The sequence below is a fragment of the Mesorhizobium sp. B2-7-2 genome, from assembly GCF_006440775.1.
In the GTDB taxonomy this organism is placed as follows: domain Bacteria; phylum Pseudomonadota; class Alphaproteobacteria; order Rhizobiales; family Rhizobiaceae; genus Mesorhizobium.
Genome location: NZ_VFTZ01000016.1, coordinates 120,167 through 139,676 on the forward strand (window position 1 = coordinate 120,167; position 19,510 = coordinate 139,676).

General features: G+C 61.6%; 17 protein-coding genes. 1 reads left to right on the forward strand and 16 read right to left on the reverse strand.

What is annotated here, in order from left to right; genetic code table 11:
* Positions 1 to 10: 10 nt before the first annotated feature.
* The 3 genes from ccoO to FJ425_RS21385 all read right to left on the reverse strand — a co-directional run bounded on the left by ccoO (position 11) and on the right by FJ425_RS21385 (position 3,447).
* Positions 11 to 742 carry a cytochrome-c oxidase, cbb3-type subunit II gene (ccoO, locus tag FJ425_RS21375; RefSeq protein ID WP_064993445.1) on the reverse strand — a complete coding sequence of 244 codons (732 nt, stop codon included), beginning with the start codon at positions 740 to 742 and terminating at the stop codon, positions 11 to 13.
* The gene (ccoN, locus tag FJ425_RS21380) at positions 733 to 2,361 is read right to left on the reverse strand and encodes a cytochrome-c oxidase, cbb3-type subunit I (protein ID WP_064993444.1); all 1,629 of its coding nucleotides are present in this window, start codon (positions 2,359 to 2,361) and stop codon (positions 733 to 735) included. Before ccoN ends, ccoO begins: the two co-directional genes overlap by 10 nt.
* A gap of 336 nt (positions 2,362 to 2,697) precedes the next feature.
* Positions 2,698 to 3,447: a Crp/Fnr family transcriptional regulator gene (locus tag FJ425_RS21385; protein ID WP_064993443.1), complete on the reverse strand. Its 750-nt coding sequence runs from the start codon at positions 3,445 to 3,447 to the stop codon at positions 2,698 to 2,700.
* 178 nt (positions 3,448 to 3,625) lie between these two features.
* On the opposite strand from FJ425_RS21385, the gene hemN reads away from it, so the two are divergent.
* Complete coding sequence (gene hemN, locus FJ425_RS21390) at positions 3,626 to 4,948, forward strand: oxygen-independent coproporphyrinogen III oxidase (protein WP_064993442.1); 1,323 nt, start codon at positions 3,626 to 3,628, stop codon at positions 4,946 to 4,948.
* A 132-nt stretch (positions 4,949 to 5,080) separates the two neighbouring features.
* Here the strand turns inward: hemN and FJ425_RS21395 are convergent, their stop codons facing one another.
* The 13 genes from FJ425_RS21395 to glmS all read right to left on the reverse strand — a co-directional run bounded on the left by FJ425_RS21395 (position 5,081) and on the right by glmS (position 18,998).
* Complete coding sequence (locus tag FJ425_RS21395) at positions 5,081 to 5,353, reverse strand: DUF2274 domain-containing protein (protein WP_064993441.1); 273 nt, start codon at positions 5,351 to 5,353, stop codon at positions 5,081 to 5,083.
* Positions 5,354 to 5,355: 2 nt separating this feature from the next.
* Complete coding sequence (locus FJ425_RS21400; RefSeq protein ID WP_064993440.1) at positions 5,356 to 6,576, reverse strand: TrbI/VirB10 family protein; 1,221 nt, start codon at positions 6,574 to 6,576, stop codon at positions 5,356 to 5,358.
* Positions 6,577 to 6,589: 13 nt separating this feature from the next.
* Positions 6,590 to 7,618 (reverse strand): P-type conjugative transfer protein TrbG, encoded by a 1,029-nt coding sequence (gene trbG / locus FJ425_RS21405; protein WP_064993439.1) that lies wholly within the window; start codon positions 7,616 to 7,618, stop codon positions 6,590 to 6,592.
* Positions 7,608 to 8,339: a conjugal transfer protein TrbF gene (trbF, locus tag FJ425_RS21410; protein WP_064993438.1), complete on the reverse strand. Its 732-nt coding sequence runs from the start codon at positions 8,337 to 8,339 to the stop codon at positions 7,608 to 7,610. Before trbF ends, trbG begins: the two co-directional genes overlap by 11 nt.
* Positions 8,340 to 9,662 carry a P-type conjugative transfer protein TrbL gene (gene trbL / locus FJ425_RS21415; protein ID WP_064993437.1) on the reverse strand — a complete coding sequence of 441 codons (1,323 nt, stop codon included), beginning with the start codon at positions 9,660 to 9,662 and terminating at the stop codon, positions 8,340 to 8,342.
* A gap of 28 nt (positions 9,663 to 9,690) precedes the next feature.
* On the reverse strand, positions 9,691 to 10,416 hold the full coding sequence (gene trbJ, locus FJ425_RS21420) for a P-type conjugative transfer protein TrbJ (protein WP_064993436.1): 726 nt from the start codon (positions 10,414 to 10,416) through the stop codon (positions 9,691 to 9,693).
* 5 nt (positions 10,417 to 10,421) lie between these two features.
* Positions 10,422 to 12,863: a conjugal transfer protein TrbE gene (gene trbE / locus FJ425_RS21425; RefSeq protein WP_064993435.1), complete on the reverse strand. Its 2,442-nt coding sequence runs from the start codon at positions 12,861 to 12,863 to the stop codon at positions 10,422 to 10,424.
* Positions 12,857 to 13,129, reverse strand: coding sequence for a VirB3 family type IV secretion system protein (locus FJ425_RS21430; RefSeq protein ID WP_064993434.1), 273 nt, complete (start codon positions 13,127 to 13,129; stop codon positions 12,857 to 12,859). Before FJ425_RS21430 ends, trbE begins: the two co-directional genes overlap by 7 nt.
* The gene (locus FJ425_RS21435; protein WP_064993433.1) at positions 13,129 to 13,437 is read right to left on the reverse strand and encodes a TrbC/VirB2 family protein; all 309 of its coding nucleotides are present in this window, start codon (positions 13,435 to 13,437) and stop codon (positions 13,129 to 13,131) included. The genes FJ425_RS21430 and FJ425_RS21435 overlap by 1 nt, the downstream gene beginning before the upstream one ends.
* Before the next feature lie 11 nt (positions 13,438 to 13,448).
* Positions 13,449 to 14,417, reverse strand: a complete 969-nt coding sequence (gene trbB, locus FJ425_RS21440; protein WP_013533270.1) for a P-type conjugative transfer ATPase TrbB — start codon at positions 14,415 to 14,417, stop codon at positions 13,449 to 13,451.
* Positions 14,414 to 14,827, reverse strand: coding sequence for a CopG family transcriptional regulator (locus tag FJ425_RS21445; protein WP_064993432.1), 414 nt, complete (start codon positions 14,825 to 14,827; stop codon positions 14,414 to 14,416). The genes trbB and FJ425_RS21445 overlap by 4 nt, the downstream gene beginning before the upstream one ends.
* Positions 14,828 to 14,943: 116 nt before the next feature.
* Entirely contained in the window at positions 14,944 to 16,974 is a 2,031-nt protein-coding gene (locus FJ425_RS21450) for a conjugal transfer protein TraG (RefSeq protein ID WP_064993431.1), read from the reverse strand.
* A gap of 200 nt (positions 16,975 to 17,174) precedes the next feature.
* Positions 17,175 to 18,998, reverse strand: a complete 1,824-nt coding sequence (gene glmS, locus FJ425_RS21455) for a glutamine--fructose-6-phosphate transaminase (isomerizing) (RefSeq protein WP_064993430.1) — start codon at positions 18,996 to 18,998, stop codon at positions 17,175 to 17,177.
* Between the last annotated feature and the right edge of the window lie 512 nt (positions 18,999 to 19,510).

The following is a 19,510-nucleotide window of genomic DNA, read 5'->3' on the forward strand; positions in this document are numbered from 1 at the left end:
GGAAAACTCCTCAGCGGTAACCGGCGCCTTCGTCGTAGTTCTTAAAATCGACCAGCGTGCCGAGCATCTGCAGATACGCAACGAGCGCATCCATTTCGGTGACCTGTTGCGGGTTGCCGTCGAAGTCGCCGATCTTGGCCTTGGGATAACGGGCCTCAAGACCTGATGTGTCGGCGTTGGGATCAGCCTGCGCCATCAGATCGGCGTTGGCGTTGGCGACCATGTCATCGTTGTAGGGAACGCCGACCCGCCGGTTGGCGACCAGATGCGTCGAGAAGTCCTTCACCTCGATCGGCGCGTCCTTCAGGAAGGCGTAGCTGGGCATGATGGATTCCGGCACAACGGAACGCGGATCCGAAAGATGGGCGACATGCCAGGCGTTCGAGTAGCGGTCACCGACCCGGGCCAGATCCGGCCCCGTCCGCTTCGATCCCCATTGGAAGGGGTGATCGTACATTGACTCGGCGGCCAGGCTGTAGTGGCCGTAGCGCTCGACCTCGTCGCGGAACGGCCTGATCATCTGGCTGTGGCAGAGGTAGCAGCCCTCGCGCACATAGATGTTGCGCCCGACGAGCTCGAGCGGCGAGTACGGACGCATGCCTTCCACCTTCTCGATCGTGTTGTCGAGATAGAAGAGCGGCGCGATTTCGACGATACCGCCGACAGTCACGACAAGAAGGGAGCCTACGAGAAGAAGCGTGGCGTTCTTCTCGATAATGGCATGTTTGTCGATCAAGCCCATTGGTTTGGCTCCCTGGCAGGCTGAATGACAGGCGCGGCACCCGACATCGGCCTCTCCTCGCGTTGACGGCCGAGGATTGTCATCGCGATGTTCCAGGCCATGATCAGGGCGCCCGAGAGATACATGGCGCCGCCTATGGCGCGCATGACGTAGTAGGGGCGCATGGCAGCGACGGTCTCGGCGAAGGAGTAGACCAGGAAGCCCTGCCCGTCGTATTCGCGCCACATCAGGCCCTGCGTGATGCCGGACACCCACATGGCGGCGGCGTAGACGACGATGCCGAGCGTCGCCAGCCAGAAGTGCCAGGTAACCAGCCGCAGCGAATAGAGCCGGTTACGGTTCCAGAGCTTCGGTACCATGTAGTAGATCGCGCCGAACGAGATCATGCCGACCCAGCCGAGTGCACCGGAGTGCACGTGACCAATTGTCCAGTCGGTATAATGGGACAGCGAGTTGACCGCCTTGATAGCCATCACCGGGCCTTCGAAGGTCGACATGCCGTAGAAGGCGACGGCCATCACCATCATGCGGATGATCGGGTCGGTGCGCAACTTGTCCCAGGCTCCGGACAGCGTCATCAAGCCGTTGATCATGCCGCCCCAGGACGGCATCCACAGCATGATCGAGAACACCATGCCGAGCGTCTGTGCCCAGTCGGGCAGAGCGGTGAAATGCAGGTGGTGCGGCCCGGCCCAGATGTACAGGAAGATCAGTGCCCAGAAATGGATGATCGAGAGCCGGTAGGAATAGACTGGCCGGTTCGCCTGCTTGGGCACGAAATAATACATCATGCCGAGGAAGCCGGCGGTGAGGAAGAAGCCGACGGCGTTGTGGCCGTACCACCACTGCGTCAGCGCGTCCTGGACGCCGGAAAAGGCGGAGTAACTCTTGGAACCGAGGAAAGAGACCGGCATCGACAGGTTGTTGACCACATGCAGCATCGCGATGGTCACGATGAAGGAGAGGTAGAACCAGTTGGCGACGTAGATGTGCGGTTCCTTGCGCTTCAGGATCGTGCCGAGGAACAGGATGAGGTAGGCGACCCAGACGATGGTCAGCCAGACGTCGACATACCATTCCGGTTCGGCGTATTCGCGGCTCTCGGTGATGCCGAGCAGGTAGCCTGTCGCGGCCATGACAATGAAAAGCTGGTAGCCCCAAAAGACGAACCAGGCGAGATCGCCGCCGAACAGGCGAGCGCGGCAAGTGCGTTGCACGACGTACAATGACGTGCACAGCAGCGCGTTGCCGCCGAAGGCGAAGACGACCCCGGACGTGTGCAGCGGCCGCAAGCGGCCGAAATTGAACCAAGGCTGAACGTTGAGATCGGGGTAGGCCAGCTGCAGCGCGATAACGACGCCGACCAGCATGCCGACGACGCCCCAGAACATCGTGGCGATGGCGCCGTAGCGGATCGGACCGTCCATATAGGCGGACGGGTCGATCGGAGCGGCCGGCTTGAACTCCGAGTTGCGCAACAAGATCCCGATAAAGGCAATAAGGGCAAAAGACAGCACCCCCATATGCTGGCGGAAAGGTCCATCAATGCCGAAGCCAGCAGCCACCAGGGCTGCAAAGGCAAAAAAGCCCACCACGACGATCGCTGTGCCGAATTTCATCGCAAATCCTGATCCCGAATCGGGCGCACGCCAAATCCGCTCGGCATCAATTGCGCAGCTGCCCTCTGCCCGCCCTGATCCATGTCAGGTGCCAGGTTTGTTTGGTAGAATCGAGTTTGCGCAAATCAGAGCGGACGTTGGGGCGGGCGGGTATGTCGAAGCGCGGCCGGCGAGCTTTGCGGAACTCTTGCCGGCTGCCTTGCTATCCGACAAGGGTCGCTGATGCTCTTGGGTCTATGCTACCGGGGTTCTCGAGGCTACAGCAATACATTGTGCTCGAACGCAGCATGTCCTGCCGCGGATTCGAGTTGGCGGCGCAGAGCCCGCCGCTTGGGCTTATCCAAACTGCCGCGGCCTTCGGCCGCCGCAACGCTGCTCCAGCCGGCCGACGCTCTCCACCCTCACATGGCGCTTGTTGTCGATCCGGATCACGCCTTCAGCTCGCAATCGAGTCAGCTGGCGGCTCACGGTCTCATTCGTCAGGCCAAGGAAATCAGAGATGTCGGCACGAGTCAGTGGCAGATCGAAGGACGCCGAGATAGCGGCCGGATCAACACTGGAATCCATGTTCAGGGCGAGCATGACAAGAAAACTCGCCACCTTTTCCGATGCCGTCTTGCGCCCGAGCGTCACCATCCATTCGCGTGCTGCGTCAAGTTCGTCCAGCGCCTGCTTGAGCAGGCGATGCTCGAGTTCCGGTGATTCCTTCACCATCCGTTCGAGGGCTGCCTTGGGGAACGAACACAGCGTGACAACGGTTGCCGCTTCCGCACTGATCTCGCTTTCGACCTTGAAGGGTCGCCCCAGAAAATCCGGTGCAAACTGGAGCCCTACGATCTGCTGGCGCCCATCCGAAAGGCTCTTCGTCAGCTTGACCACGCCTGAAAGCACATTCGAATAGCTGTTGACGGCCTCGCAGTCGCCGACCAGTTCGACTCCTGGCTCGATCTTGTGCCGCGATGAACTCCTGGCAAGCGCAGCCAAACGGTCTGGATCGAGCGCGCCGCAAATACCGCGACGCCTTCCCTCGCAAGAGCGGCAAAGAACGGGAATGCCGGCACTGTGAATGCCCTGCCGTAATGTCATGCGCTCGCTCTATCCTCTTCCAAGCACCGACAGGGTAGCAATCCAGGGTAGAAAAATCCTTGCGGCAGTTTGTCCGAGCTGCACTTGATCGAAATCAGGGCGTTGGCCGGCCAACCAGTCAAGAGTTCCAGCGGTGCACATGGTGACCACGACATGCAGTCGAAAGTAGCTTGCTCGGATTGTCGAAAACGTCCCTCGCTATACCAGCTATCCGACCGCACCGCATTTCCACGTGGGCGTCGATGCTGCGGCTTATCGTGGCTGGCTGGAGGCGCTCGGCGAGGACGATGAGATATCGCTCTACGTGCACATCCCTTTCTGCGCCAAGCTTTGCTGGTTCTGCGCGTGCCACACCAAGCAGACACGCCACTATGAACCGGTCACCAAATATCTGAGATCGCTGCATGCGGAGATCGCCACCGTCTCATGTCTCGCCGGAGGCAAGGGCCGGGTGCGTGCCGTCCATTTCGGTGGCGGCTCACCGACGATGCTCAAACCACAGGACATGGTGGCGCTCGGAGCCGTTCTGCGCAACAGCTTCTCATTTCTTCCCGGCGCCAAGATCAGCGGCGAAATCGAACCCAACGATATGGACGAAGCGCGCCTCGACGCACTTGCCGAAATCGGCATGACGAGGGCCAGCCTCGGGGTCCAGGATTTCGATCCGAAGGTGCAGAAGGCCATCAATCGCGAACAGATCTTCTTGCAGACCAAGACAGTCGTCGACGGCGTTCGGGCACGCGGCGTCGAGTCGGTTAACCTGGACCTGCTCTACGGCTTGCCGCACCAGACCAGGGAGAGCGTCTTGTCCACCGTCAGGCAGGCGCTGACGCTCGAGCCCGACCGGATCGCCCTCTTTGGCTATGCGCATGTGCCATGGTTCAAGAAACATCAGACAATGATCGACGAGGCCTGGTTGCCAGGCCCGGAGGAGCGGTTTGCCCAATCGCAACTGGCAGCTCGCGCCATACTCGACCAAGGATACGAAGCAATCGGGCTCGACCATTTCGCCAAACCGGGGGATGCGCTGGCGCTTGCCGCGCATGCGGGGATGTTGCGTCGCAACTTTCAGGGCTACACCGAGGATCGCTGCGAAACCTTGATCGGCCTCGGCCCGTCATCCATCAGCCAATTCCGACAAGGCTATGTACAGAACATGCCTTCGACCGCCGAGTATGGCCGCATGGTGGATGACGGTGGGTTGGCTTCGGTCCGCGGAATTGCTTTTTCCGACGACGACCGCGCTCGCGGTTGGATCATCGAGCGCCTGATGTGCGATTTCGGCTTCTCGGCAGTCGATTTGGTGGAACGCTTCGGCAAAGCCGGCCAGAAGCTCCTTCTTCGGTCGAGTACCGTGGCCCTCGACAAGTCGGTCCGACTTGAACTCGACGGCGATCGTTTCGTCGTACCGCTGGAAAGTCGTCCCTTTGTCAGATGCGTCGCTGCGAAGTTCGACAAATATCTCAAAACGGGAAAGGCCAGGCACTCCGTGGCAGTTTGAGCCAGCGAGTGCGTCGCGGTCCGCGCAGGGCCCATCATCGGTGACCTATTTGCCAGACGATGTTGCCCGCGCACACCCTTGTTTGACAGGCACGGTGCGCCACAATTGCACTTGACTGACTCTCTGCTTCGGTCATTCGGAATCTGAGGCTTTCAAAGACCGCGATTCGTCTGAGATGCTGGCCGTCGCCAGACCTTCTTTTCTGGCCTTGGCAAACGCTCGGTCGCCGTCCAGAAATCCCGCCAGCATAAAAGGAATGAGTTCCGCGACTGTTTCAGACTCGCCGTAAGTCTGACGATAGAGCGCAGCATAGGCGTTGAGTTCTTGGCTCAAGTCCGCGCTGACGGTGATGGTAATCTTCAAGGGCGTTCGGTCTGGAAGCTTGCCAAGTTTCAAGTTGGCCATAATCACTCCCGTTCAATCTTGTATGGCCGCAGCAAGAGATCCTTGTGCACGATGACGCGCAGTGGCCAGCCTGGTCGGATCGTTATGGTGGGCTGAACGTTGAGATTTTTCTCAGTTATGCGCTGGCCGGCTCGACTGACGTTCTGCTGGGCGGATTCGCGGATCGCCTTGACCAGATCGCTTTCATTGTCTCCGAGGCTCAATTCGGTGCCCACGCCAAGCAAGGTCGCGAGCGCAACCCCCTTGATCAGCTGCCAGGTGTGGAAATCCACCTTGTCCTCAAGCCCCGCATATCCGGCGGTGTCTGTCGCCGGCAGATTATCGATCTCGATCGAGGACCCGTCCGGCAGGATTATTCGCTGCCAGACCAGCAATGCGCGCTTTTGCCCAAACGCCACCACGCTGTCATAGGTGCCGATCAGCCGGGAACCTTGTGGAATGAGCAAGATGCTGCCAGTGACTGTGTCTTGCACATTCTCTGTGACCTGCGCGACGACGAGGCCGGGTAGGTCGGAATTGATCCCGGTAATGAGGCTTGCCGCGATTACGCTGCCAGCCATCAGTTGGTAGGGCGAGGCAGACGTCTGCAGCGCATGCGGATTGTAGATTCCGCTTGTGCTCCGCTGACTGACAAAATCCAGTTTGCGCTGTTGGTTGTTCTGATCGCCCTCGGCTGGTGCAACGGAAGCCGACCCGGCTGTCGCTCCGGATTGCGGCGCTTCAGGCCGCTGCTGTAGACTCTCCTCGCCGCCAGCGAGATCTGTCGGTTTGGGCCGATTGTCGATCCGGAACAACACTTGCGACTCGCGCGCTTCGATCGCCTGCTGGGCAAGGCGTTGATCCTCGGCGGAGACCTCCTGTCCCGGCGCAATTCCGAGTTGGCGCTGCCGCTCGAGGATGGGGCGGCCGAGATCACCGGGTAGCGGCGGTCCGAGCACCGGGGCCTTCGGCTTGACGCCGGAATAGTCCCTGGGCAGGCTGTCGAGCCCCTCGGCGGTGGGCTTGTGGTCAGGATGGTAGAGGTCTTCCGCCTGCTCTTTGAATCGCAATGCCGGCCCCTGAAGCGCAATGATCATGACGCCCAGAATGGCACCACATCCGGCGGCAGAGATCGCGACAATCACCCCCCGCCTGAAGCGCACAGCACCGCGGGGTGAGGCGCGCAGCTGCAGCTGGTCGGGATCGAGTTTCGGCGGCGCATTGGAGTGGGACGTATAGGTCATGAGCCTTTTCCCCTCACCTGCCGAAACCGGCAAAGAGTGGCATCCGACGCGGCAATTGCCGGCCGTCCATCCTTGAGATGCGCACGACCTGCTGCGGCTTGGCGCCGAGGCGCAGTTCGGCCGCGGCGAACAGGCGATCGACGATGTAGTAGTTGCCGCGCATGCGGTAGTTGACCAACTGATTGCCGCCGTCAGCACCGACGATGAAGAGCGGCGGCGCCTCGCCCTGATCGATGCGGCGCGGGAATTCGATATAGACTTTGCTGCCGTCGTCAAAGGCCCGTGTCGGTCTCCAGGGCGGTGTGTCGCCGGCGATCGAATAGCGGAAGCGGATATTTTCGAGCGCAACATTCGATGCGACCGGCGTTGCAGCGTCGGCCTGAACGTTTCGCCGGGAGAGCGCAAGGATCTGGTCTTCGCTGTAGGTCCAAGAGATGGCCGCCATTGCGGTCTTCTCCGTGCTTTGGAGCTGCAAGTGATAGGTGCGTCGATCCGTGGTGATCACCAGATTTGTGGTAAGCTCGGGCGCGAACGGCTTCACCAAAACATGGGTGCGCTGACCGTCACCGGTGCCACTGACGGTGTCGCCGATGACCCAGCGGATCGTGTCCCCGGCGGACACAGCCGTCAGCTTCTCGCCCGGCTGCAGAGCGATGTCGGTGACGCGCTCCGGCGCTGCAAAGAGCTGATAAAGCGCGCCATCGGTGAAGGGATAGACCTGGACCGCGTTGACATAGCCATACCTGGTTGGCTGCCGAGTTGCGGCCCTATTGGCATCGGCAACGCGTTCTTCAGGAGAGCGCTTGTCCTCGGCGAACTTGACTGGGTCAGGCTGCAACTGGCCGGGAAGCGGTAGCGGCTTTGGCACCTCGACGATTTTAACCGGTTTCTCTGGCGGCTTCTCGATCGACGCTGCTTTGAAGTCGGCAGCGTCATAGGCAATCTCGGGCGGCGGCACCGGCTTGGATGCGCAGGCGGACAGCACCGCTGCCGAGGCCGACAGGATCAGCGCGGCACGGAGCGATGGGGCTTTATTTGTCATTGGCGGGCTCCTTGGGGGAAACGGAGGTCGGCGCGGCACTGTCGAGCTCGCGCGACCAATCGATGGCGTTGATGAAGAGGCCGAGCGGATTCTTGCGCAGTTGGTCTGTATTGCTTGGCGGCCGGATCATAATGGTGAGGATCGCCGTCCAGCGGGTCGTGCTGGCAAGGCTGCCGCGCTCAAAGACCTGCTCGGTCCATTTGACCTGGAACGAGCTACCGGAGGCCCGCACCACGCTGGTCACCTGGACGGACACGCTTCGCGTTCCGATCTGACCGAAAGGATCGCTCGCCTTGGCATATTCGTTGAGGAAGAGCGCGGCGCGGTCGCTGGCAAAGTCATAGGCGGCCAACCAGTTCTGCCGCACCAACACCGGATCGGTGGAAACGGAACGGATATTCTGAATGAAACGGCCAAGATGCCAGGCGATCTGGGCGTCCGTCGGCTCGTAGTCCCGGATTGCCGAGGCTACGGCGCGCGCCTCGCCGAAGCGGTCGACCTCGACGACGTAGGGCACAACCCGGCTTTGCATTGACTGCCAAACGAGCCCGCCGGAGAGCCCGGTTGCCAATGCCAGGCAGCCAAGAGCCATCAGCCGCCAGTTGCGGGCCTGCACCCGCGATGAGCCGATGCGCTCATCCCACAGCTGGCCCGCCTTCTGGTACGGTGTGATGGGCTCGGGTGTCTTGCCGTAGCGTTGAACGGATCGCTTGAAGAGCATCTAGTCGTCCTTGTCGTTGAGAGAGGGATTGGCGCTACCGCCCGGTCTGTCACCATCGCGCACCGCCTGCATGGTGGCGTGGCGGTGGGCTCGCGCAGACTGCTGGGAACGCAGGCGCCTGGCCCAGCTAGGGGCAGCATCGGTGGTCGGACCCGCAGGAGTTTCGGTCATCGAGGCGATGGGAGACCCGCCGGTCGCGGTCCATGCGGCCTGGCGCCCGGCATCAGCGCTGCGCCCGAAGGTTTCCGCGGCAGATCGTGCCGCTCGCACAGCGGCGCCACTGGCGGCACCTGCCACGCCCTGCATCCCGGCAGCCACACCGGACAGGCCGGAGTCAGGCGAGGTTGCGCGCCCTAATTGCCAGGCAGAGGAAGCTGCCGAACCGATCGTGGTGCCGGCGCGAATTGCGGCAAGCCCGCCATCAGCTGCCATGCGCACCCCGGCGATCGCAGCGCCTCCGGCAACGAGTGACGCACCGGCGGCGGCCGCGGCCGTACCCAGTGCAGCGCCCGCACCAAGCTGCGGGGCACCCGAGACGAGACCGGACGCTATTCCAGGCCCGAAAACACCTAGCCCAAGCAGCGCCAGCGCCCCCAACACCTGTGACATGGCGGCGGCCAAATCCGGCTCCTTGCCTTGCAGCGCCGAAGCGAACTCGCCGAACAGCGTGGACCCGACACCGACAATGACCGCAAGCACCATCACCTTGATGCCCGACGAGATCACGTTGCCGAGCACGCGCTCGGCCAGGAACGCCGACCGGTTCCAGACTGCGAAGGGCACCAGAACGAAGCCGGCGAGAGTGGTGAGCTTGAACTCCAGAATGGTGATGAAGAGCTGGATGGAAAGAATGAAGAAGGCAATGATGACCAGGAACCAGGCCACGAGCAGCACGAAAATGGTGAGCGCGTTGCCGAAGATTTCGGGAAAGCCAAGAAGCTGGCTCGCCTGATCCAGCAGCGGCCACGCGCCCTCGAAGCCTGTGGCGGCAATACGTCCGGGCCGCAGGAGACTGTCGGGCGACAGATTGGCGGCCGAAGCGTTGAAGCCCAGCCCTGCGAAGGAGCGGTATATAATGTCGGCGAGATTCTTGAAATTGTTCAGGATGAAAGCGAAGACGCCGACATAGAGCACCTTGCGGATGAAGCGGCCGAGAATGTTGGGCTCGCCGGCGAATGCCCAGGCGAGCCCGGCTAACGTGATGTCGATGCCGATCAGGGTCGTGGTGAGGAAGGCGACATCGCCCGACAGCAGACCAAACCCGCTGTCAATATAGCGGATGAAAGTCTCCATGAAGCGATCGATGACCCCGAGGTCGTTCATTGCGCCTTCCTCGTGACAGATATGGTGATCAGTTGCCGGGATAGGCCGTGCCGGTGCCGAGGAAACGCTTTGTCGTCTGGCGTGCGGCTTCTTCGGACTGCGCCTTGCGAGCCGCATCCTCCGCCTCCGCGCGAAACTGCGTCGCGAGCAGCGTCTGGATCTGCATCTGCTGCTTGGTTGACAGCGCGATCAGTTGGTTGGTGGCCTGGCTTGCCTCAAGCGCACCGGCAGCACCCTGGCTGCGGTTGACGAGATCAGCAAGCAGGTCGCGATCGCCCCGGACGTTCTCGAGGATCTGCGACTGGACACCCATCGTCTGCCGGAACGCCTGCATGGCGCTCTGCCAGCGCTCGCGCGCTGCGCTTGCCACATCGCTGACCTTGATCGTGGCGTCGTAGCTTTCGGGATATTGATTGCGCCACTGGTCCTGCAGCTTGTCCAGATCAAAACTCAGGCCACTCGCCTGGTCCATGAGCCCGTCGATCCGCTGCAGCGAACCGGTGAGCTGGCCTACCGAAGAAAAATCCAGCCTCTGAAGGTTGCGCGCCATGTTCTGCAGCATGGTCGCCTGGTTCTGGAGCGACTGTATCTGGTTGTTGATCTGCTCCAGTGAGCGTGCCGCCGTCAGCACATTCTGGGTGTAGTTCGAGGGATCGAAGACAATGAGCGCGTAGGCTGGCTGGACATAGTCGGCCATCGGTTTGGCCATCAGGGAAAGGGTGATCAGGCCGGAAAGGAAACGGCGCCGCATCATGACGATTACTCCATGTCTGGTTGAGGGAATTGGCGGAGAAGCTCGGCGGCCCAATCGAGCCCGCGGGCATTCAGGAAATAAAAGGCAAAGCCGTCCTGTCCGCGTTCCGACAGGATCTTGTCGATCAGGGTCTGGCTGGCCGGATCGGAGGCGCCGCATAGCGCAAGCGCAATTGGACCCAAGCCCAGCTGAAACAGCCGGTTGCCGCGGCGCGATTGCAGATAATATTGCCGCTTCGGCGTGGCGCGCGCGACCAGTTCGATCTGCCGCTCGTTCAGGCCGAAACGCTCGTAGGCTTCCCGTGCCTGTGGTTCCACGGCACGGTCATTTGGAAGAAAAATGCGCTGTGGGCAGCTCTCGATGATGGCCGGTGCGATTGCAGAGCCAGCGATGTCGGCCAGTGACTGCGTGGCGAAAATGACAGAGACGTTCTTCTTGCGCAGCACCTTCAGCCATTCGCGTATACGCCCCGCAAAGAGCGGATTGTCGAGATAGAGCCAGGCCTCGTCGAGCATGAGCAATGTCGGTCGTCCATCGAACCGCGCCTCGAGGCGATGGAAAAGATAGGTGAGCACCGGCAGCACAGCGCCTTGGCTGTGCATCAGCTCTTCGGTCTCGAAGCACTGCACATCCGACAAGGCCAGCCGATCGTCGTCCGCGTCCAGCAACCGGCCGAAGGGCCCGTCGAGCGTGTAGGGCATCAAAGCGGACTTCAGCGCGTTGGACTGAAGCAAGACCGACAGGCCGGTGAGTGTGCGTTCCTGCGCTGGCGCCGTTGCAAGACTGGTGAGTGCCGACCAGATTGCCTCTTTCGCCTCCGGGGTGACGGTGACGTTCTCATGGGCGAACAGCCCGGCGATCCATTCGGCTGCCCAGCTGCGGATCGCCGGATCGTCAATCTTGCGCAGCGGCTGGAAGGCAAGCGCACCGTGGGCGCGCAGCGCGTGATGCTCGCCACCCATGGCAAGAATTGCGGCCCGGGCTGAATTGCCTTTGTCGAAGACATACACCTGCGCGCCGGCATAGCGTCGGAACTGCAGAGCGAAGAGGGCAACGAGAACCGATTTGCCGGCGCCGGTCGGTCCGACGATCAGCATGTGGCCGACATCGTCGACGTGGGTGGAAAGCCGGAACGGTGTCGACCCGCTGGTTGAGGCGAAGAGAAGCGGCGGGGCCTCTGCCTGTGTAACTTTGGCGAGATGCTCGTTCGCCGCCGGGCCGGCCCACACCGAGGAAAGCGGCATCAAGTGGGCGAGATTCAATGTGTGAACGAGCGGCTGACGGACATTGGCATAGACATGGCCGGGCAACGAGCCGAGCCAGGCCTCGACCGCATTCACGCCTTCACGGATCGTGGCGAAGCCGAGGCCATTGACGACGCGCTCGACCGCGCGGAGTTTCTCCGCAGCGGCTTGATGGTCCTCGTCCCAAACCGTTACCGTCGTCGTCAGATAGCCGAACCCGACATGATCGCCGCCTAACGCCTGGATTGCGGCGTCGGCATCGAGCGCCTTGTTTTCGGCGTCGGTGTCAACGAGCGGGACGGGTTCGCTGGTCACCACCTCGCGCAGGATGGCCACGATCGATTTGCGCTTGGCAAACCACTGCCGCCGCAACCGCGTGAGCGTCCTGGTGGCCTCGGTCTTATCCAGCGGAATGAAGCGCGTCATCCAGCGGTAGGGGAAATCCTGATTGTTGAGCGCATCGAGAATTCCGGGCCGTGTGACATTCGGAAAACCGAGGATGGTGAGCGTGCGCAGATGGTGGTTGCCAAGCATCGGCTCCAATCCGCCAGTAAGCGGCGCATCGACCAGGATGCCGTCGAGATACATGGGTGTTTTTGGCGCGGCGACTGGATGGCGGCGGGTGGAGATCGTGCCGTGGAGGTAAGTCAGCGTCCCGGCATCATCGAGTGCGCGTATTTCGGGCATGAAGCCCGACAGGAGATCCAGCACGCGGCCGGTCTCGTCCCGGAACCGCGTCAGTTCCTGGCGCCACTCTCTCTCGCCTCCTGAATGATGCGAGTCGACCAGAGCGCTTTGCGCCCGCGCCTGGCTGTCTGGCGGCGGGATGAACGTCAGCGTTAGGTGATAGCGGCTCTCGTAGTGCGCGACCTTGCCTTGAAAGGCCGCGCGCCGTTCTTCATCCACCAGCCATGACGCAGCGTCGGGGAAACGCGAGCTTGGGTAGCCCAGCGCCTCGATGCGCTCGGCGTCGAAGAACAATGCCCAGCCGGAGCCGAGCCGTCTGAGCGCATTGTTGGCCCGCGCGCAGATGCCGATGAGTTCGGCTTCTGTTGCACTCTCGAGATCAGGCCCGCGAAATCCAAATGAGCGCTGGAAACTTCCGTCCTTGTTGAGCACGATGCCCGGTGCCACCAGTGCGGCCCAAGGCAGATGATCGGCAAGTCGGTCGGCCTTGCCCCGATATTCGGAAAGATTCAGCATGCGAGCCACCCCTTCAGGCGAAGATGGCGGACGAGCACGCTGGCGAAATCCGGGTCGCGGCGGGCCGCGAAGACAGCCACCGTGTGCGCGCAGATCCACAGCACCAATCCGGCAATCCACTGCTGCAAGCCAAGCCCGACGGCCGCGGCAACGGTGCCACTGAAGATGGCCACCGCTCGCGGCGCGCCGCCGAGCAGGATCGGTTCGGTCAGTGCGCGGTGAACCGGAACCTCAAAGCCCTCGATATGGTGCTCTCCGGCCAACATCAGACGAGTGCCCCGCCGCCAAAGGAGAAGAAGGAGAGGAAGAAGCTCGATGCGGCAAAGGCGATCGACAGGCCGAAGACAATCTGGATGAGCCGACGGAACCCACCTGCCGTGTCGCCGAAGGCGAGTGTCAGGCCGGTGGTAATGATGATGATGACCGCGATGATCTTGGCGACCGGCCCCTGCACAGATTCCAAGATCTGCTGCAGCGGCTGCTCCCAGGGCATTCCGGAGCCGGCGGCGTATGCCGGAAACGTGAGAAGAAACGCGAGCGTGGTGGCCCAGAGAAAGCGAAGCTTCTTGCGCATGAAGTGACCTTTCAGAGTTGCTGGAGTTGCGGAAGCGTGAGCTGGGTGACGGCGTAGTCGCCACTGCCGTCGAGGCCAGTGACCTCGGCGATCGTCTCGATGCGGCGCGAGGATCCGCGGCCGGCGATGAAGACGATCAGGTCTATCGCCTCGGCGATGAGCCGGCGGGGAACGGTGACCACGGCTTCCTGTGCGAGCTGCTCGATGCGGTAGAGGGCGGACCGCGCCGAGTTCGCGTGAACGGTGGCGATGCCGCCTGGGTGACCAGTGTTCCATGCCTTCAGCATGTCGAGCGCTTCCGCGCCTCTGATCTCGCCGACGATGATGCGATCGGGTCTGAGGCGCAGTGTCGAACGCACGAGATCGGCGAGCGTGACAGAACCACGCCTGGTCCTCAGCGCAACGCAGTCTTTTGCTGCGCATTGAAGTTCGCGCGTATCCTCGATCAGGATCACCCGCTCGTGGCAGTCGGCGACCACGGCCAGCAGCGCATTGGCAAGGGTTGTCTTGCCCGATGAAGTGCCGCCCGCGACCAGGATGTTGCGCTGCTCGCGGACGGCTTTCTTCAACGCATCAGCCTGCAGCGGCAGCATGACCCCGTCGGCGACATAATCGGCTAGGCTGTAGAGCTTTGCGGCGGGCTTGCGAATGGCAAAGCATGGCGCCAACACCACAGGTGGCAGGAGGCCTTCGAACCGCTCGCCCGAGGGCAGTTCGGCGCTTACGATCGGATTATCCGCATGCGCTTCGGCGCGCACGTGGGAAGCGACGAGGCGGACAATGCGCTCCGCCTCGGTAGGATGGATGTGCACGCCTGTGTCGACCAAGCCTTCCCCGAGCCGATCGATGCGCAGTGCTCCGTCGGGATTGACCATCACCTCGATGATCGATGGGTCTGAAAGCGCTTTGGTGATCGCCGGGCCCATGGCGGTGCGCAGCATGGCGCGGCGGCGATGATCGGCTTCCGGATGAGAGTTCACCCTTCCTCTCCCCCGCCATTGTCTTTGCCAAGCGACCGCTTCCCGGAAGCGATCTGCCGGCCGACCTGCTCGACAAATTTGTCGAAGCGCTCCTGGCCGATGGCCTGCGTTACCCTGTCCGGGGCCGGCGTGTGGGCGTGAAGCGTGATCGAGAAGCGGATGAAGAGCGCCAGGCTCTCCATCGTCATCTCGGCGTCGCGCCTGACATGAGCGAGGTCGCGAGAAAGACGGTCGAGCCTTACCCCGTAGCGTTGGTCGAGCTCGTTCTTGCCACGCCGCTCGATGAAGGCTTCTACTGCCTTGGCGACGATCGCCGATTTGGTGGTCGAAGGATCACGACTGAGTTTGTCCAGCTTCTCGCTTAACTCAAACTCAAGCAGAAACTGGTGACGAATGCGGCGGGGCTTCATGTGGCTTGTTCCAACAGCCAGCGCTACGCGCCGGCGACGGGAACAAGCATCCTCCAGATGCCCAAAAACGCTTATCGCCCTTACCTACGCTGAGGTACGCCGTCAGGAAGCAGCGTTCAGAAGCCGGGCACGATGTCCTTGTCGTCGCCCCTTCCTTCATTGAGGCCGTAGACCCGGGCCGCCGTCGAAGTCCGATCCATGACACGTTTGTCGGCGACCGGCTCGCTATCATCGTCAACAGACTTGAAGAGATCGTCCTGCTCAGCTTCTTGAGAAAGCACGATTTGATGTTCCGGTAGAGCTGGATGGCGCTGCTGCTGGACGCCGCCCTCGTCCCCGATCGCCGCGTCGGCAATTTCGTCGCCTGCAGCCAGACGACCGTCAACGCTGCGCACCCGTCCAGTCCAGTCGTCCGTGCGGGAAGCCGGACGGTCTGCGTAAGGGCTGTCCCGCAGCACCGGGGAAGGTAGCACGCGTTCGGTAAAATTCCGGTCCTCATAATAGCGCAGCTTCTGGACGCGCAACGGCGGCAGCCCTGAAATCAGCACCAGCTCGTCGGTTTGGGGCAGCTGCATCACCTCGCCAGGAGTGAGCAGCGGTCGGGCCGTTTCCTGCCGGCTGACCATGACGTGCGACAGCCAGGGCGCCAGCCGGTGGCCGGCATAGTTGCGCATCGATCTAAGCTCCGTTGCGGTGCCGAGCGCATCCGAAATGCGCTTGGCGGTGCGTTCGTCATTGGAGGAAAAGGCAATACGCACGTGGCAGTTGTCGAGAATGGCACTGTTCTCGCCATAGGCCTTGGATATCTGGTTCAATGATTGCGCGATCAGGTATGCGCGAATGCCATAGCCGGCCATGAAGGCGAGCGCGGTCTCGAAGAAATCTAACCGCCCGAGCGCCGGGAATTCGTCGAGCATCATGAGGAGTCGATGTTTGCGACTCCTGCTTGGATCGCCCTCAAGGCGCTCGGTCAGGCGTCTGCCGATCTGGTTCAGGATCAGGCGCACCAAGGGCTTGGTGCGCGAGATGTCCGACGGCGGCACGACCAGGTAGAGCGATATCGGTCGCTCGGCATCCATGAGATCGACAATGCGCCAGTCGCAGGTCGATGTTGCCGCCGCGACCGTCGGGTCGCGATAGAGCCCGAGAAATGACATGGCGGTCGACAAAACACCAGAACGCTCGTTTTCCGATTTGTTCAGCAGCTCACGTGCCGCCGAGGCCACGACCGGATGGACCTCAGGCTTGTCGGGCGTGCCCAGGTGGTTGGTGGTCATCATCTGCTGCAGCGTCGCGGAAAAGGAACGTTGCGGGTCCGACAGGAAAGTGGCGACGCGGGCAAGCGTCTTCTCCTCTTCGGCATAGAGCACGTGCAAAACGGCGCCGACGAGGAGGGAATGACTTGTCTTTTCCCAGTGATTCCGGCGGTCCAGCGCGCCTTCCGGATCTACCAGGATGTCGGCGATGTTCTGAACATCGCGGACCTCTTGTGGACCCTTTCGTACCTCAAGCAGCGGGTTATAGCGCGCCGACCTAGGATCAGTTGGATTGAATAGAAGGCAATAGGAGAATTTCGACCGCCAGCCGGAGGTCAACTGCCAATTCTCGCCCTTAATATCATGAATGACCGCCGAACCGGTCCAGGACAGAAGAGTTGGAACAACCAGTCCGACGCCCTTGCCTGAACGTGTTGGGGCAAAGGCCATGACGTGCTCGGGCCCGTCATGTCGCAGATAGCGATCCTTCAGCTTGCCTAGGAAAACCCCGGCCGGCCGAAACAGCCCTGCCGTCACGATCTCCTGAGTCGTTGCCCACCTTGACGAGCCATAGGTCGTCACCGATCCGAGCTGTCGCGCGCGCCACAGCGAACCGCCGATGGCGGCGGCACAGCCCACGAACCCACTCGCGCCGGCGAGCGCACCGGCCTTATCGAAGACCTCGGGCGCATAGGCGTCAAAATGGTACCACCATTCAAACAGTTTCCACGGCTTGTAGATCGGCCAGCCAGCCGCAACAAACCACGGCGCGCCGAGTGGCGGCTGATGGCCCAGCATGTGCGCGCACCACTGCGTGGCCGTCCACACGCCGAGCATGACGATTGCGAATACGACGACGATCTGCCCAATCAGCAACTTCGTGGGCGTCATTGGCTTGCTCCGCTGTTTCGAACACCGGGGCAAGCATCGCGCGCCGCGATGTGAACTGAAATGCACACTACGCACGACCAGGTGCGATGAGGAGCAGCGCCGGGCTCGTCACAAGGATTAGCCGGAGCTATTAAGGCCTCGACGATAACGTCCGACTGCTCGTTCAGCCGAAGTGCATTTCTATCGAAGGGCCGTGACCATCATTCGACGGTAACCGATTTTGCGAGATTGCGCGGCTGGTCGACATCTTTGCCCATCAAGACCGCCGTGTGATACGCAAGAAGCTGTATCGGCAGCGCAAAGATCATTGGCGCGATAATCTCGTCGACTACCGGCAGCACGATCGTGTGCATCGTGTCGAGTTTCGAAGCAGCGGCCCCTTTCTCATCCGTGATGAGGATAATCCGACCGCCTCTGGCGGCCGCTTCCTGCATGTTCGAGACGGTCTTGTCGAAAAAGCGATCATGTGGCGCGATGACGATCACTGGCATGTTTTCGTCGACCAGTGCGAGCGGACCATGCTTCAATTCACCAGCCGCATATCCCTCGGCATGGATGTAGGATATCTCCTTGAGCTTCAGCGCACCTTCCATTGCCAGCGGGAAACTGGTGCCGCGGCCGATATACAGGACGTCATGAAATTTTGACAGTTCGCGCGATAGGAGCTCGACATCTGGCTTGATGCTGTTCAGGACCCGGCCCATGACGCCCGGCATTTCGGCAAGACTCGTGACGAGCGCCTTTGCCTCATCTTGCGTTGCCGTTCCACGGGCCCTGGCAGCGCCAATGGCGAGTGTGGCTAGAGCCACAAGCTGGCAGGTGAACGCCTTGGTGGAGGCAACGCCGATCTCCGGGCCGGCGAAGATCGGGAAGACGGCGTCGGCCTCCCGCGCGATGCTCGATTCCCGGCTGTTGACGACAGCGCCGGTCTTCAGCCCACGCGCCTTGCAGTATCTCAGGGATGCGAGCGTGTCGGCGGTTTCACCGGACTGCGAAATGAAGAGAGCCGCCGACTGCGGCGGCAACGGGATCTCCCGGTAGCGGAATTCGGACGCGACGTCGATTTCGACCGGCAGGCGCGCATAGCGCTCGAACCAGTATTTTGCGATAAGTCCAGCCAGATAGGCGGTGCCGCAAGCCGAGATCGCCAGGCTCGGGATGCCGGCGAAATCTATGCAAGACGTCGTGTCGGCGCGATTCCCTTCGAAGCTGGTGTGATAACCGAGCGCACGGGCGACAACCTCGGGCTGCTCATGAATTTCCTTCTCCATGAAATGGCGATACTTGCCCTTATCAGCCAGATATGCCCCGGCAAGGGAAGTCTGGCGCGGACGCTCGACGGGATGGCCATCGAAATTGAAGATGTCGACTCCTGTCTTGCCGATAACGGCCCAGTCGCCGTCGACGAGATACGTGACCGCATTTGTGAAGGGAGCAAGCGCGATCGCGTCGGAGCCCAGGAACATCTCGCCGACGCCATGACCGATCGCCAATGGGGGTCCATTGCGCGCCGCCATGATGGTGGACGGATCATCCTCAAAGAGAACAGCAAGCGCATAGGCACCCCTGACGCGCTTCAGCATGGCATGCATTGCCTCACCCCTCCCCATGCCCTCACGGCGGTATCGTGCCAAGAGATGTACGACAACCTCGGTGTCGGTATCGGTCTGGAACTCGGCGCCCGCCGCCGCGAGTTCATCCTTCAACTCGGCGAAATTCTCGATGATGCCGTTGTGAACCACGGCCACACCCTCCGCAATGTGCGGGTGCGCGTTGCGCTCGGTGGGTGCGCCGTGGGTCGCCCAACGCGTGTGTGCGATGCCGACGATCCCACTCAGCGGCTCTTCCTTCAACCTTCTCTCGAGGTTGACAAGCTTGCCCTTCGCGCGCCGGGAGTGCAGCGAGCCCTCGCAAATGGTGGCAAGGCCGGCTGAGTCATAGCCGCGATATTCGAGCCGCTTCAACGCGTCGACCAACCGCTCCGACACCGGCTGATGCCCGACAATGCCAACAATCCCGCACATGACTTCGTCTCCGAATTCTTCCCGGTAGCCTCAGTCGGCTCGAAGGGAACGCGCCAAGCGCTCAGCCTCCGTAGTAGAATTCTGCAAAACAGGTAAAATCGATTTTTGGGATAGCTGCCATCCAGCCAGCGGATAGGCGAGCATGTCTTTTGACATCCGGCGAGACGGATCGTTGATCTCGGCTCTGCAGGTCTCCTGACCTCAACTCACCCGTCTCGGAGAGTTAGTAAGCTGTCAAATTCGTCAGCGATTGGCGCAATTTGCGGCCATGTTCAGTGCTTTTTCGACCTTCGCGGCCGCGCAGATTGTCCCTGCAAGCTGTCCATCATGGGGACCGCCGCGTGTCGCGGAGAGGATGGCCCGGTGGCCGACTTAGTCGCGGAGTGTTCGGCGGTGCGGAGTTTCGGCCGCTGAAATTCAGCCGTGGCAACGTCGCCGAGTCGCCGACGCTGCCGCCGCAACCGCGCTGTGTCGATCTTAGACAAGGCCGAATGCCAGGCTCTGCCGATGGC

Coding starts and splice junctions, on each gene's coding strand:
- ccoO (WP_064993445.1), bottom strand. CDS start 742: ATGGGCTTGATCGACAAACATGCCATTATCGAGAAGAACGCCACGCTT.
- ccoN (WP_064993444.1), bottom strand. CDS start 2,361: ATGAAATTCGGCACAGCGATCGTCGTGGTGGGCTTTTTTGCCTTTGCA.
- FJ425_RS21385 (WP_064993443.1), bottom strand. CDS start 3,447: ATGACATTACGGCAGGGCATTCACAGTGCCGGCATTCCCGTTCTTTGC.
- FJ425_RS21395 (WP_064993441.1), bottom strand. CDS start 5,353: ATGGCCAACTTGAAACTTGGCAAGCTTCCAGACCGAACGCCCTTGAAG.
- FJ425_RS21400 (WP_064993440.1), bottom strand. CDS start 6,576: ATGACCTATACGTCCCACTCCAATGCGCCGCCGAAACTCGATCCCGAC.
- trbG (WP_064993439.1), bottom strand. CDS start 7,618: ATGACAAATAAAGCCCCATCGCTCCGTGCCGCGCTGATCCTGTCGGCC.
- trbF (WP_064993438.1), bottom strand. CDS start 8,339: ATGCTCTTCAAGCGATCCGTTCAACGCTACGGCAAGACACCCGAGCCC.
- trbL (WP_064993437.1), bottom strand. CDS start 9,662: ATGAACGACCTCGGGGTCATCGATCGCTTCATGGAGACTTTCATCCGC.
- trbJ (WP_064993436.1), bottom strand. CDS start 10,416: ATGATGCGGCGCCGTTTCCTTTCCGGCCTGATCACCCTTTCCCTGATG.
- trbE (WP_064993435.1), bottom strand. CDS start 12,863: ATGCTGAATCTTTCCGAATATCGGGGCAAGGCCGACCGACTTGCCGAT.
- FJ425_RS21430 (WP_064993434.1), bottom strand. CDS start 13,129: ATGTTGGCCGGAGAGCACCATATCGAGGGCTTTGAGGTTCCGGTTCAC.
- FJ425_RS21435 (WP_064993433.1), bottom strand. CDS start 13,437: ATGCGCAAGAAGCTTCGCTTTCTCTGGGCCACCACGCTCGCGTTTCTT.
- FJ425_RS21445 (WP_064993432.1), bottom strand. CDS start 14,827: ATGAAGCCCCGCCGCATTCGTCACCAGTTTCTGCTTGAGTTTGAGTTA.
- FJ425_RS21450 (WP_064993431.1), bottom strand. CDS start 16,974: ATGACGCCCACGAAGTTGCTGATTGGGCAGATCGTCGTCGTATTCGCA.
- glmS (WP_064993430.1), bottom strand. CDS start 18,998: ATGTGCGGGATTGTTGGCATTGTCGGGCATCAGCCGGTGTCGGAGCGG.